The organism is Paenibacillus hunanensis, assembly GCF_014645615.1.
In the GTDB taxonomy this organism is placed as follows: Bacteria; Bacillota; Bacilli; order Paenibacillales; family Paenibacillaceae; genus Saccharibacillus; species Saccharibacillus hunanensis.
In genome coordinates this window covers 120,078-134,610 of record NZ_BMMB01000002.1, presented here as the reverse complement: position 1 = coordinate 134,610, position 14,533 = coordinate 120,078, and the positions used below count along the sequence as shown (strand labels likewise).

The following is a 14,533-nucleotide window of genomic DNA, read 5'->3' as shown; positions in this document are numbered from 1 at the left end:
GAGGAGTATCCGGTACATGCTAAGAGGTCTTTATACTGCCGCGTCGGGAATGATTACTCAGCAACGTCGTCATGATACGGTCACACAGAATATTGCAAACATCAATACGCCAGGCTACAAGCAGGTGGATAGTATTGAACGTGCGTTTCCAGACATGCTGCTGTCGCTCAGTAATGGCGATGAGGGCATGACGAATCGGCAGATCGGTCGCATTAACACAGGTGTACTGGCTGAGGAAAGTGTATCGATGAACGTACAGGGCGATGTACATCCTACCGATTCGGCAGATGATTTTGCAATCGTATCGGAAATCAATCTGGCTGATCCAGCAACCGGACAAAATATTCCTTTCGACGCTTCTGGCAAATATGTAGCACCGAACGGTACAGTAACGTATCGTCCGCAAGCCTTTTTTACCGTTACAGGTAAAGACGGTAATACAGGTTATACTCGTGATGGTAATTTCCACCTGAATGGTGCAGGTAATCTGTTAACGACAACAGGGAATCCCGTGCTGGGCACAACAGGGAATCCAATCACGCTGCAAGGCTCGATGGAGGATTACAATGTAGACTCGCGCGGTATTATTACAGCGAAGGCTACTGGCGGTGAAGTTGGACGGATCGGCATTACCGTAGTGAATCAGCCGGGTCTGATGACGCGCACAGGGGATGGATTGTTTACTGTGAATAATCCAGCTACAGCGGGTGTTAGACAGCTGCAAGCAGGCGACAACGTAGAGATTCGTCAGGGCTATCTGGAAGGCTCTACGGTAGATGCAGCAGCATCGATGGTTGAATTGAATGCTGCACTGCGTGCCTATGAATCGAACCAAAAAGTGATTCAATTTTATGATAAAAGCTTGGATAAAGCCGTTAACGAAGTCGGTCGTGTATAATAGGATGAAGCAACTGTCAATCAAAGGAGGTCAATAATGAACAACTCCATGATCAGCGCCATGGTGGCGATGAGCGGTATTCAACAAAAGCTGGGCGTTGTGTCGGATAATATTGCCAACTCGGATACGGTAGGTTACAAAAGCAAAGATGCTACATTTGAGGATGTATTCACTGTTGTGAAGCAACAGCCTGGAGCAGCTTCGCGCTTGCCAGGCCGTATCACAGCGAGTGGCTACAATATTGGCTTTGGTGCACGTATGGGTGAAGTGACTCGCAATATGTCTCAGGGTGAGCTACATCAGACAGATAGCCCAACTGACCTTGCGATTCAAGGGGATGCAATGTTCCGCGTGAGCGCAGATGGTAAAGAAGGCTGGACTCGCGAGGGTTCCTTTCACTATGTGCCTGTAGCCAATGAACCGAACAATGCGTATATGGCCACAGATCAAGGCTATCTGTTACTTGATCAGGATGGACAGCCCGTCAAAGTTCCTGCTAAAACGAAAATTGATATTGATGATAAAGGCGTTATCCGTTCGACTGATGCTCAAGGCCGTGTGAAAATCGCGACCAAGACCGTAACGGTTAATGGTCAGGATGTACAACGTCCAATGCGTATCGGTGTGGATCGCATTGTTCATCCAGAAGGTCTGTACCAAATGGACGGCAATTTCTTCACATTGCCAGCTAATATGCAGCGTAATCAGGTTGCTGGCGTGATGTCCGCAGATACCCAGATTCGTCAGGGTTATCTGGAAGGCTCGAACGTTGACCTGAGCAATGAGATGACAGACATGATTAATGTACAACGTGCGTACCAGCTGGCTGCACGTGCGCTGTCATCGAGTGATCAAATGATGAACATCACGAATTCGCTCCGTGCCTAGTCGTCGTTCAGCAATTCAGGAAGCAGCTAAAACGCAAAAGGCTGCACCGAATCGGAAGCTAACACGCAGACCGGAAGCTTCCGAATCGAAAGAGCGTGAGCAGGAGAAAAAGCCAGCAGCTACTGCCCGCTCGGCAGGGATGAAAACTCTGCAATTTATGCTCGTGTTGGTCGGATTCGCGGCTGCTCTGGTAATCGGAATGACTGTAGGCTATTCCGTGCTTGGACATCATAGCATTGCTGACGTATTATATCCCGAAACATGGGCTCATGTTTTCCAGCTTGTTTACGCACCATAAATAAAGCATCTTATTCAAAACTCCTGCTTTTGCAGGAGTTTTATTTTTTATGCCGAAACCGTTATAATGATGTGGAATGCCTGACCAGGCGTAATGGTTCGTTTCAGGCTGAGCAAGCGCTTGAAGCGTATTCCCTACTATGGATTCCACGTCTTCGATGGACGCTGGATGAGAGGAGTTTTATCTGCATGTACGATATACAGCAAATTCAGGAAATCATTCCACACCGCCCGCCATTTCTGCTGGTGGATCGACTGCTGGAGCTGGAAGAAGGCAAACGGGCAGTTGGTATTAAAAATGTGACGATGAATGAACCGTTTTTCACGGGTCATTTCCCAGGCTATCCGGTCATGCCGGGTGTGCTGATTGTGGAGGCACTGGCACAGGTTGGCGCCGCTGCTATTCTGAAAGTAGAAGCAAACCGCAGCAAGCTGGCAATGTTTGCTGGTATTGACGGTGTCCGTTTCCGTGGACAGGTTGTACCAGGTGATACATTGCGTCTTGAAGTGGAAATTACACGTATGAAAGCATCGATCGGTAAAGGTCGTGCTGTCGCTACAGTAGACGGCAAGGTCGTTGTTGAAGGCGAAATTATGTTTGCCCTTACGGATCCGGAAAAAGCCTGATCGGTAAGAAAAACACATATTGGATAGGTTGTACCATACTAACGGGTAGAGAAGGGATGGATATAATGACAACACTTAGCGAACAAGCAAAGCATAACCTGGATCAATGGCTGGGCGATCCGTCGATTGACGAGCAGACCAAACAAGAGCTGCAAAGCCTGGATGGACAGGTATCCGAACTGGAAGACCGTTTTTATAGAGATCTGGAATTTGGTACAGGGGGTCTGCGCGGTGTAATCGGGGCAGGCAGCAACCGGATGAACAGCTATACAGTTGGCCGGGCGACACAGGGTCTGGCGGAGTATATTTTGTCAGTACATACGGGAGCGGACAAGCCATCGGTTGTCATCGCGCATGACTCTCGTCACTTTTCGCCTGAGTTTGCACTGGAAGCTGCACTGGTACTTGCAGGTAACGGTATCGTTGCAAAGCTATTCCCATCGCTGCGTTCCACACCAGAGCTTTCCTTTGCCGTTCGTCATCTGAAAGCAACGGGCGGTATTGTGATTACAGCAAGTCACAACCCACCGGAGTATAACGGCTACAAAGTATACAATGCGAGTGGCGGACAGCTGGTACCACATGAAGCAGAGCAAGTCATCGAGCAGATTCGTCAGGTGTCTTCATTTGCGAACATCAAGCGTGTAGAGCGCGAAGCAGCGGAGCAGCAAGGATTGCTTGTATGGCTCGGTGACGATGAGGATCAGGCGTTTCTGGATACGGTCACTTCGATCAGTGTGAATCGTGAGCTGCTTGCTGGTGAAGCAGGTCAAAATCTGAACATTATCTATACACCGCTGCATGGTACAGGCTATCGTCCGGTCAAAGAAGGATTGAAGCGTCTGGGCTTCACTAACGTAACGATCGTTGAGCAGCAGCAGGAGCCAGATGGTAATTTTAGCACAGTAAAATCGCCAAACCCGGAAGAACGCGAAGCGTTCACACTCGCCATTGAGCTGGGTGAGAAGATCGGAGCAGACATTCTGATCGGTACCGATCCAGATAGTGACCGTATGGGAGCAGTCGTGAAGGACAATAATGGCAAGTATTTTGTTCTGACAGGTAACCAATCCGGTGCGATCATGATCCATTATTATCTGGGTCAATTGCAGGAGCAAGGCAAGCTGCCAGCGAATGGTGCAGTCGTAAAAACGATCGTAACGAGCGAGATGGGTGCTGCGATTGCAGAGCATTATAACGCTACGGTATACAATACGCTGACAGGCTTCAAATATATCGGCGAGAAAATGAACCAGTTCGAGCAAACAGGTGAGCATACATTCCTGTTCGGTTATGAGGAAAGCTATGGCTACCTGGCTGGCAACTATGCACGTGATAAAGATGCGGTTGTAGCTGCACTGCTGATCAGTGAAGCAGCGGCTTACTACAAGCAACAGGGCAAAACATTGTATGACGTGCTGCAAGAGCTGTATACCCAGTTTGGTTATTTCCAGGAAAGTCTCGAATCCCGTACGCTAAAAGGAAAAGACGGCGTAGCACAGATTCAAGCGATTATGGAAGACTGGCGTAGCAACAGTCCAGCCGAAATCGGAGGCGTGAAGGTAACAGAAGCGCTCGATTACTCTAAAGGACTGAATGGATTGCCAAAGGAAAATGTACTGAAATTTATGCTGGAGGATGGTTCATGGTTCTGCCTGCGTCCATCTGGCACCGAGCCCAAGATCAAAGTATACTTTGCGGTACGCGGAGATTCCTTGAGCGATTCCGAAGCACGCATGAATGGACTCAAGCAAGCGGTAATGAGTCGCGTTGACGGTTGATTTTTATTTTGATAGAAGTGGAATTGAGTGTAGGCTTTAAGCGAACAAACAGTATATAATAAAGCAGATGAATGAAGAGGTTCCGTTGTCAGACGCGTACTCTGATGACGGAACCATTCGTTATGCCCAGCGTCAGAAGAGTCCTTTTGTCAGATGGGGGTAACGGAATTATTAAGGAGGTACTTGAGTGGTTCAGAAATGGCAACATTGGAACAATCGTTCTGCAAAATGGTTATGGATACTGGTTATTATTGGGATGGTTGCATCCTTACCGGTGGCGTACAGCCGTATCCAGACAGAGCACACGTCCCAAAATGTAGAGTTTGTATTCAACTATCGTGATCTGATTTCTATTGCGTCGTATCAGCCTCATCCCCAGGATTATATCAGGGAGCAGCTGCAATTGCTTAAAAATGCCGGAGTCGGCTCTGTAGCCTTGTATCAGAGTAATCTGCCTGAGCTGCAATCCTCTGGTCGACTGCATGTGTATAGTTCTGCGGATGTGGCTAATCGCCAAAATCAGGTGATTCCACTCAATGATAATTTTACGTATGTTCAATTTACGAGCAAAGAGAATGAAGAAATGCTTCGCCCTGTATTGGAGCGCGTATTTAACTCACTGGCAATTCCGGTTTCCTCGTGGACGTATCAGAATCTGCCTGGTCTGGTAATCCAAACCTCGACAGATGATGCAGGCTTGAAGCCGCTTGATCCTGATCCTGTAGCAATGAAAATGCTGCATGATATGGGCTTCCAGATCGTGCCGCGTTTGAATGATGCGCTACCTTACAATCAAAATGTGATGTCAGAAATGCTGGATGAGTTTACGACCTATGGCGTTAAAACCCTTCTGTTTGATGGGGCTAGCGTGACCGGCTTTAATGACGATATCGAAAAGCATACGATCACAGCCTTTGCATCGCTGCTGAAAAAGCATAACCTTGCCATTGCCGCGATCGAGAACTTGAAAAAGCCGCAGGATGGCTTTAGCAAGCTAGCTTATTTGAATAACTACAATGTGGTACGCTTGTACTCACTGAGTCAGGCGGATTCACAGCTGGATCCGATTACGGTAGCTGATCGCTTTGTACTGGCAAGTAAAGACCGTAATATTCGTATGATGTATATCAATCTGGCTGTTTCTCGTGATACCACGAAGGCAGCGATGACGAATTCGATCGACAATGTAATTTTGAGTTTGCAAGAGAAAGGGCATGCGATTCAGGATATTCAAAAGAATGGCTTTACATTGGGACCTGCTGTTGCTCGTGATGTGCACACCTTCCCGATGGAGCGCTATGTGAAACTGATTGTACTGATCGGTGCTATTGCAGCCATCGCGCTGCTGGCGTACTACTTTGTACGTAAACTCACACTGGCTGTATTCGTACTCGGCTTGATTGGTAGTGCCGGCTTGATCGCGATTCACAAATCCTTGCTATTGGAGCAGGGTGTAGCCTTACTGGCAGCGATCAGTATTCCGACAATTGCCATGATCTATGCCGTGAAGGCTGTAGACCTTATGTATGAGTCGAGAAGCAGTCTGACCGTAGGTAAGCGAGTCGGTCAGTCCATATTACTCTTCCTGCGTACCTCACTGTGGTCGCTGACTGGAGCACTGTTCATCATCGGCTTGCTGGACGATATTACGTATCAGCTCGTTATTAATCAATTCCGTGGGGTCAGCCTGCTGCACTTTGCACCAATCGCACTGACTGCACTGTATATTGCCTTTTATCGTGGCAAAGAAAGCTTTGGCTTTGCAGGCATTCGTAAGCTGCTTACACGTCCGATCACATTAACCTGGGTCATCGTACTCGGAATTGTCGGTGTAGTGGGCATGTATTATCTGTCCCGTACAGGTAATGCAGGAACGGTATCTCCGCTTGAAATGCATTTCCGTAACGCACTGGAAGGACTATTTAATGTTCGTCCACGTAACAAGGAATTTTTGATGGCACATCCGATCTTTATTGTAGGTATCTTTATCGCTGCGAAATACCGTCAGGCGATTTATCTGCTGATCATTGCTTCGATTGGACAATTGTCGATGGTCGATACATTTGCCCATATCCACTCACCTGTACTGATCTCGTTAACTCGCGGTTTGCTCGGTATGGCGCTGGGTCTGGTGCTTGGACTCGTGGCGATTGTGATCTGGCAAATTATCGAAAGGTGTTGGCGTAAATGGGCTCCGTCTCTGTTCAAATCGTAATTTCCGGCTATTATGGATTTCGAAATAGCGGGGATGAAGCTGTACTCAAATCTATTCTGAACTCTCTTGCTCAGCAAGGGCAGGCAGCAGGGATTACAATCGTCCCTGTTGTACTGTCTAATGATCCGGAATGGACAGCACGTATGTACGGTGTGCGCTCGGTGCACCGGATGAAGCTGGGTGAGATCCGTGCATTGATGAAGGAAAGCGATGGTATGATTAGCGGTGGGGGAAGCCTGCTTCAGGATGCAACCGGTCCGCTGACCATTCCTTATTACCTTGGCATTATCCATATCGCACAGTGGGCACGTAAGCCGGTATTCATCTATGCACAGGGTGTAGGACCCGTTGAAAAAGGTTTCTTTTTCAAATGGATTCGTAATGTATTCCGCAAGAGTGCCTATGTTTCAGTACGCGATCAGGAATCAGCTGCCTTACTGGGCAAAATGGGATTGGACCCGAGTCGTATTACAGTAGTAGCTGATCCAGTTATGGGCTTGCCTTTGCCTGAAAATATAGTCTCTACAGCTTCACAGCCAGTCGGAGAGAATCAAATGAACATGGCTAAAGTCACAGAAACTGGTCATCATGCTACCGAAAATGATATGATACCTTTAGCTGTGGACAGCAATGCAGTGGATTCGAACGAAAACAGCGAATCTGTTGCTAACACTGTACCACTTATTGGAATCTCGCTTCGCTTCTGGGATAAGCAGCGCCGTGAGCTACATGGCATTGCTGATGCACTCAAACAGCTGGCAAGCCAGCGTCCGGTACATTTACGTTTTCTGCCATTTCATTTACCAGAGGATGAGCAGGCTTCTGCTTATGTTATCGAACGAATCGGCGATGTTCGTGCATCTGGCAGTACGATCAGCACCGCCGAACAGGTAGTAGATCCACAGCAAATGCTGGCAGAGGTCAGTCGCTGCGATCTAGTGCTGGGAATGCGTCTGCACAGTCTCATTTATGCAGCATCTCAGCATGTACCGCTACTGGGTATTTCCTACGATCCGAAGATCGATCAGTTTTTAAATCGACTTGCGATTGAGCCGTCCGGTACGAGCGAAGCCGTGCAGTCGGAACGTTTACTGAACGATATGCTGCATGTGCTGGATACAACAGCAGAGTGGAAGCAGGCAAAAGCTCCATATATTGCAGCGCTTAAGCAGGATGCTGCACAGCCAGCGCAATTTATCGCTCATTATTTTTTAGGACAAAGGTGATCTGTACATGAATGCATCGTCTACCATTCCGACTGTACCGATCTACGGTCTGAATGTTTCCAAACTAAATATGGATGATACGGTACGCCATGTTGAGCATCTTATCGAACAGCGGCAACCGAATCAGATTATTACGGCCAATCCGATTATGATTATGACTGCACTTGAGCAGCCTCAATACATGCAAGTGATGAAAAATGCAGAGCTACTCGTTCCCGATGGAGCAGGTCTTGTATGGGCAGCTTCGACATGCGGACAACCGGTAGCGGAGCGTGTAGCTGGATTTGATCTACTGCATCGCTTGATGGATCTTGGACAGCAGCGCGGCTGGAAGGTTTATCTGCTCGGCTCCTCGCTGGACGTGATTCAGGATACAGCGGCTCGGTTACAAAGTTTATATCCGGGTACTGTGATTGCAGGCTATCGTGACGGCTTCTTTGGGCCCGATCAGGATGCTGAGGTGATCGCAGCCATTCGCGAGGCCAATCCAGACATACTGTTTGTGGCACGCGGTCTGGATACGCAGGAACCATGGATTGGCAAATACAAGCAAGAGCTAGGTGTACCGATTATGATGGGAGTTGGCGGCAGCTTCGATATTATCTCCGGCAGATCCAAACGGGCGCCGGTATTATTTCAGAAGATGCGAATGGAATGGTTTTACCGTCTATTAAAGGAGCCACACCGTTATAAGCGAATGCTTGTGCTGCCCAAATTTGCTGTAAAAGTGCTCAAAGATAAGGAAAGTGTAACAAAAGTGCAGTAAATCATCATTTTTTTTGCAAAATCAGCTGGAAAATCGTCAAAAAAAGCTTGGTGTTTAGATTCGAACGGAGTATAATTGGCTCCGTGAGATAAATTGGGGGTCGAAAAGCCAAATGTTAATCGTTTGTATTCTTGGGTTTGTGCTGGCGCTCGCTTTGGCGCTTGTTCTTACACCACTCGTCAAAAGGTTTGCGATTCGAATTGGAGCAGTTGATGTTCCGAATGCTCGCAAGGTGCACACACGTATTATGCCACGTATGGGCGGTCTAGGAATTTTCCTAGCTCTAGTCATTGCATTTCTGGTTGTGTTGCCGTTCTTGCCTTTTGATCTTCCTGCCCGTGATGCCAATTTCATGAAAGCCTTCTTTACTGCAGGCTCTATCATTGTACTGATCGGTGTATTGGATGACCGCTTCGAGCTGTCAGCCAAAGTGAAACTGATCGGACAACTCGTCGCTGCATGCACAGTTGTATTTGGATACGGTATTCGTGTTGATTTTGTAGATATTCCTTTTCAGGATAATTATTTCGCTCTGGAAAACTGGATTTCGATTCCGCTTACGATCTTCTGGATTGTCGGTGTAACGAATGCCATTAACCTGATTGACGGTCTGGATGGACTGGCAGCTGGTGTTTCCGCTATTGCGATCGGTAGTATTTTTACGATGTCATTGATTATGGGCAACTATCCAGTTGCACTGCTTTGTGTACTGCTGTTAGGCGCGATTGTCGGATTCCTGTATTTCAACTTCCACCCAGCCAAAATTTTCATGGGTGATACGGGTTCCTTGTTCCTTGGCTTCAGTCTTGCGATGCTGTCCCTGCTAGGGTTCAAACAGATCGCAGTCGTCTCGTTTATTACACCGCTGATTATTATCGGCGTACCTTTGTCGGATACGTTCTTCGCTATTATTCGTCGCTGGGTACATAAGAAGCCGATTTTTGCACCGGATAAAGGTCACCTGCATCATTGCTTGCGTGAGCTTGGACTCAGCCATCGCCAAACGGTATTGCTGATCTACGGAATCGCAGCATTCTTCGGTGTACTGGCAATTATCCAGTCTTCGGCAGCTTTGAATGACGCCAACTGGGTTACCTTTGCCGTCATCTGTGTGATGATGTTCGTAATGCAGATCGGTGCTGAACTGATCGGTCTTGTCGGCCAAACGAAGCGGCCTTTGCTAGATCTTATTGCACGCCTGCGCGTAAAGCCTGATCCAACACGTGGTAGTAAGCCTTAATGTAAATTGCCAATCAACCATTTCAAACTAAACACCAAGTCTTGATATGGAAAGCCTCCACATCGATGCGTATAGCACCGATGCGGAGGCTTTTTTGGTGTCAACAGAGAAGGGACGAACAAAATAAAACGAGTTTCTTCTATTATATATGTATTCGCTTCTCTCTTTTGCTTCAAATTGAATGAAAGGCGATCATTATTATCAATCCGCGCTACGACTGGGCTTGCGCAAGTATGCAAAAAAAGCAAGTGTAAAATTTTGTCCATATCTTAACGATTGCGCGATTCGAATACGATGTTTTTTCTTGGAATTTCCTAATTTTATTAAAATCTATACTATCCTTGCCGATAAAAAGGATAGACAGGTTAAGCCCGCCATACAGAACCAAAGCTGTGAGCGGAACAAGAGGAGGAACATTATTTTGAAGAAATTACTATCGATGCTATTGGCGGTAGTCTTGTTGGCTGGCCTTTTGCCTCAAGGAATTGGCGGTAATGTGGCACAGGCAGCAACAGGCAACTTTTTCATTTTTCCGAATGAACAGTATGATATCTCTACACCGCGTATCGCTAACAGCGATCGTCTTACGGTGACAGGTAGCTACAGTAACATTAACGCAAACTCGATTTCGTATGATGTCGAGCAAATTTCTAAAAACGGTGATACTGTTACTGTTATCAATTCTAATAAAGGATTGAGTGGCAATATTACTGCAAGCACTACTGGTGGATCAAGCCTGACAATCTCCGATATTCCTCTGTTTGCAGGTTTGAACCGTATTACGTTTAAAGCAACGCAAGGCGTTTCCTCTCAAGTTGCAGAGTCCATTTATGTAGAGTACCGTGATGGACCTACTATTTATAACTTAACAGGCGTACTGGATAACGATACCGTTGCGCTGAAAGAAAATACGCCAGTTGTACTGACAGCAGCCAAAGGTGGAATTAATGACGGACAACAAACAGCCAATATGTCGCTGAGCGGTTCTGCACCAAACGCGACAAAAGTGACTGTACTCGTTAACGGTGGTAACAGCCGTACAGCGATTGTTTCAAGCGCGAACAATTATCAATTTACCGTGGCACCAATCGCATTGAAGCTCGGTAAAAATACACTGACGATTCAGGCAATTAACGGAACACAGGTGCTGGAAACAACACGCGAAGTTACGTTCTATAATGGTCTGACTACGTTCTATGATACGTATGCTAATAGCGATTCCAATAAATCTTCTGATCTAGCTTCATTTCCAGACTTTACTGTTTCTAAAAATACATTTAGTGTAACTGGTAAAGTCGTTGTACCTCTTACAAATGGTGCTCTTCCAGATGATCTGAGTAATTATATCAGCTATACTTTTAGCGGAGCTGGTGTAGCAAGCGGATCAACATATACTGGAACTACAGCGGCTACAAAAATTGCTGCAGAAAGTACGACAGCATATGCCACACTGCAGTATACAATTCCTGAAGATTCATCACGTACGTTTAACTATGATAAAGGAATTAATCTTGCTATTGTAGCAAATGGTAGTTCTAGCAGTGGTATTGGATTAACACTGAGAAATAGCGCTGCATCTTACATTTATAAGGTGAATTATTTGTCAGGTTATACTGCAAATACAAGCGCTGATTCAGCTAGTGGTATGAATGGCACTACATTAGATGGAGCTAATATTTTCTCATTACCGACTGCTTTGGAAGTTTTTGTGGTCAATGGTGATAGCAATACGAAACTGAATATTAGCAAAGTAGTGGATGCTACAGGAAAAGAGTCTACAGACAAGCCAACAATTGAATTCATTAAATCTGAATCAGTTGTACAAACGGTTAATGGAAATTCGCAACGTATGCAAAGATTGCTTTATAAATTGACTAAAGTTCCTGTGAATGGTACGCAGACATTGTATTTCACAGGTGCTAAAAGTGATGCACAAGGCAATCTTGTTGCAAATACACCAGAAGTTCCAGCAACAATTAATGTTTTATTTGGTCCATATGCAAGTTTTAATAAAGCATATGATGGTATGGTCATTCAGAATAGTCAGAATGTAGCGGGTGCTGACACGAGAATCGTTGCAGGCACATTGGATAGTTTCTCTGGTAAACTACAAAATGTAACTGTGGCTACGGATATTCGCTATGCAGATAATGGTGCGAATAAGCAAACGGTATTCTTTTACGTCAATAACACGCTTATACCGTTAGTGCCAGCAAGTGGTAACGCCAACGATCCGAATTTTAAAATTCAAGATATTAGTTCGGCTTATAAAGCAATGTTTTCTGGTGAGAATACTATCAAATTAGTATTTAAAACGGATAAAACATCCTATGAACTATCGGTGAAGATTAATCTTGTACCTACAGATGTACCTGTTATTCCTGTAGATACGACCTTAGGAATTTTCCCATTCAAATATACAGGTGGTAGTGATGCTATTCCTACTGCTAGAGATGCTGCTTTCACAGCAAATGGCACTGTATTTACGACAAAAGAAAAGAACTTTAATGTTTATGGTACGTTTGATTTTGTGGATTTGGGTACTACGAAAACAGCTGTAGAGAGTGGATTGAATTCGATCACTCCGGCGAATTATATTTTGAAAGTCACCAAATCCGACGGAAGTACAGTAGCTACTTGGAGTTTGGATCAACGCTTTAATTCCACTACTGGGGATGTAATTAACGACAAAGCCAGTGCTTCAAATAATTTAAGCGTATTTTATGATTATAGTAAGCAGTCATTCTCTTTCATCCTTAGAGGACAAGCTGTTCCAGATGATAACAGTCCAGTGGTATATAACTTTACTGTTTATAACACGGGTACAGGTGGACCAAGTACGTCGGCTCGTATGGAGATCAGCAAACAAACTGATACGTATATTATCGCTCGTCCAGTAGAAGCGCAAAAACTAACAAACAGTAATTTTATTGATGTAGTTATTAATTCAAAGAATGCTACTTCTGTTGTTATTAATAAAGAAACAGCTACAAAAGCACCTTTCTATACAGATCCTAGCGGCAAAGCCAATGGTAACCCTCCGGAATACCCAGATGCTTATAAAGTAACCGTTCGTGATTTAAAACCAAATAAAGAAACTAAGATTCCAATTGTAGTTACAATTGCCGGTCAACAAATCAAGGATCAGATTATTGTTAAGTATGTACCTACGAATATTCCAGGCGCACAATTCATGATGGATATGAAAAACTCCGCCAAAGTATTTGATGGCGATGTTAGTCTTAAATTCCCATCTGGTACGAACCTGATTCGTAGAGATATTGGTACAACTGCTGAAGATCAACGTAAAAATGAAGTATTCTCAGGCAATACGCTTTTATTCGGTATTGGTAATAGCCAGGATGGAGTTATTAACCGCTATAACTTCGAGCAAGTTCCTACTAATATGGATCAGAAGTTCAAAGTAGGACAACAAATTTTTGTGAACCAATTTAATAATCACTTTGTAAAAAGTAGTCCAGTTTTTTGGATCGACCCAGGTCTAGCAGATAATCTTGATACACCTCAAGATTATGATCCTGTTAAAATGGGACAAGATCCATATCAACCGTCCGATTCTACCGTACCTAGCTTCTACGAGCGCGATCCACGCAATGAGCTGGTTCCATCGAAACGCGGAACACTGACACTGTCTTACTCGGATAACGTAGCTGAAGACGCGGGTAAACTGATCACCGTATTCTTCTTCGACCGCTCGCTGGGTAACAGCTCTGGTCAATGGGAAGATATCGGTGGGGTAGTGAACGCAAAGAGTCATACTGTGACTGTACCTTTTGATCGCTTCGGTTATTATGTAGTTGCTAAGCTCAGCTATTCTTATACCGACATTGTTCAGCACAATTATGCGCGTGACTATATGGAAGCTCTGTTTGCTAAAGGTATTATGAAGGCGACAGATCCAGATAGCTCGTTTGGTGCAGACCAATATGTAACACGTGGTGAGTTCACTCGTGCAATTGTAAGAGCGAAAGAAATGCCGTTTGACTTCCAGGGACCTAAGCACTTTATTGATGTGAGTAGTAATGATTCACAGATTCTCCCTGATGCATTATATGATTATCGTTATATTGAAACAGCAGCCCGTGCCGGCTTTGTTCGTGGTACACAGCCACAGGTGTTCAGCCCAGGTGAAAATATCAGTCGTCAGGATGCGGCAGTTATTATTGCCAAAGCATTGAACCTCAAGCTGGAAACCGATCAGACCAAAATCGATGCAGGCCTGCAAAAGATCTTCAAAGATGCAAGCACAGTTGATCGCTATGCAAGAGCTTCTGTTCTAGCTGTAGCGAAAAAAGGCTTCATCAATGGATCCGCGATTGATGGCGATTCAACAAAAGGCTTCAACTTTACTCCGACAGCCAAAATGCTGCGCTCTGATACAGCTGTAATTCTGGCTAAAGTCATGATCAGTGATAAAAAGCTGCCGAAGATGTAAAGGATAAGATATAACTTCAATCTAGTAATAGAGTTAAAGGAAAGAGCGTTCATCTACAAAGGTGAACGCTCTTTTTATTATTCCAGAAGATTTCGCAAATATATTTTGATGAAGTTTAGAAATGAAAAAACGCTGTTAT

At 45.2% G+C, this 14,533-nt stretch carries 10 protein-coding genes; all 10 read left to right on the top strand.

Annotated features, from left to right (window positions below):
• Positions 1-16 precede the first annotated feature (16 nt).
• The 10 genes from IEX62_RS04075 (at position 17) to IEX62_RS04030 (ending at position 14,394) form a co-directional block, all read left to right on the top strand.
• The gene (locus IEX62_RS04075) at positions 17-898 is read left to right on the top strand and encodes a flagellar hook-basal body protein (RefSeq protein WP_188774155.1); all 882 of its coding nucleotides are present in this window, start codon (positions 17-19) and stop codon (positions 896-898) included.
• A gap of 36 nt (positions 899-934) precedes the next feature.
• Positions 935-1,786, top strand: coding sequence for a flagellar hook-basal body protein (locus tag IEX62_RS04070; RefSeq protein WP_188774154.1), 852 nt, complete (start codon positions 935-937; stop codon positions 1,784-1,786).
• Positions 1,779-2,084, top strand: coding sequence for a DNA-directed RNA polymerase subunit beta (locus tag IEX62_RS04065; protein ID WP_188774153.1), 306 nt, complete (start codon positions 1,779-1,781; stop codon positions 2,082-2,084). The genes IEX62_RS04070 and IEX62_RS04065 overlap by 8 nt, the downstream gene beginning before the upstream one ends.
• Before the next feature lie 188 nt (positions 2,085-2,272).
• Complete coding sequence (gene fabZ, locus IEX62_RS04060) at positions 2,273-2,710, top strand: 3-hydroxyacyl-ACP dehydratase FabZ (protein WP_188774152.1); 438 nt, start codon at positions 2,273-2,275, stop codon at positions 2,708-2,710.
• Positions 2,711-2,775: 65 nt separating this feature from the next.
• On the top strand, positions 2,776-4,491 hold the full coding sequence (locus IEX62_RS04055; protein WP_188774151.1) for a phospho-sugar mutase: 1,716 nt from the start codon (positions 2,776-2,778) through the stop codon (positions 4,489-4,491).
• Between the two features lie 187 nt (positions 4,492-4,678).
• Positions 4,679-6,706 (top strand): DUF5693 family protein, encoded by a 2,028-nt coding sequence (locus IEX62_RS04050; RefSeq protein WP_188774150.1) that lies wholly within the window; start codon positions 4,679-4,681, stop codon positions 6,704-6,706.
• On the top strand, positions 6,679-7,932 hold the full coding sequence (csaB, locus tag IEX62_RS04045; protein ID WP_188774149.1) for a polysaccharide pyruvyl transferase CsaB: 1,254 nt from the start codon (positions 6,679-6,681) through the stop codon (positions 7,930-7,932). Before IEX62_RS04050 ends, csaB begins: the two co-directional genes overlap by 28 nt.
• Before the next feature lie 7 nt (positions 7,933-7,939).
• Entirely contained in the window at positions 7,940-8,698 is a 759-nt protein-coding gene (locus IEX62_RS04040) for a WecB/TagA/CpsF family glycosyltransferase (RefSeq protein ID WP_188774148.1), read from the top strand.
• A 112-nt stretch (positions 8,699-8,810) separates the two neighbouring features.
• Positions 8,811-9,938 carry an MraY family glycosyltransferase gene (locus tag IEX62_RS04035; RefSeq protein WP_188774147.1) on the top strand — a complete coding sequence of 376 codons (1,128 nt, stop codon included), beginning with the start codon at positions 8,811-8,813 and terminating at the stop codon, positions 9,936-9,938.
• 421 nt (positions 9,939-10,359) lie between these two features.
• Positions 10,360-14,394, top strand: a complete 4,035-nt coding sequence (locus IEX62_RS04030; protein ID WP_188774146.1) for an S-layer homology domain-containing protein — start codon at positions 10,360-10,362, stop codon at positions 14,392-14,394.
• Positions 14,395-14,533 lie beyond the last annotated feature (139 nt).

What these genes read in the sequence shown, in the direction of transcription:
- IEX62_RS04075 (WP_188774155.1), top strand. Translation starts at nt 17, where the DNA reads ATGCTAAGAGGTCTTTATACTGCCGCGTCGGGAATGATTACTCAGCAA.
- IEX62_RS04070 (WP_188774154.1), top strand. Translation starts at nt 935, where the DNA reads ATGAACAACTCCATGATCAGCGCCATGGTGGCGATGAGCGGTATTCAA.
- fabZ (WP_188774152.1), top strand. Translation starts at nt 2,273, where the DNA reads ATGTACGATATACAGCAAATTCAGGAAATCATTCCACACCGCCCGCCA.
- IEX62_RS04055 (WP_188774151.1), top strand. Translation starts at nt 2,776, where the DNA reads ATGACAACACTTAGCGAACAAGCAAAGCATAACCTGGATCAATGGCTG.
- csaB (WP_188774149.1), top strand. Translation starts at nt 6,679, where the DNA reads ATGGGCTCCGTCTCTGTTCAAATCGTAATTTCCGGCTATTATGGATTT.
- IEX62_RS04040 (WP_188774148.1), top strand. Translation starts at nt 7,940, where the DNA reads ATGAATGCATCGTCTACCATTCCGACTGTACCGATCTACGGTCTGAAT.
- IEX62_RS04035 (WP_188774147.1), top strand. Translation starts at nt 8,811, where the DNA reads ATGTTAATCGTTTGTATTCTTGGGTTTGTGCTGGCGCTCGCTTTGGCG.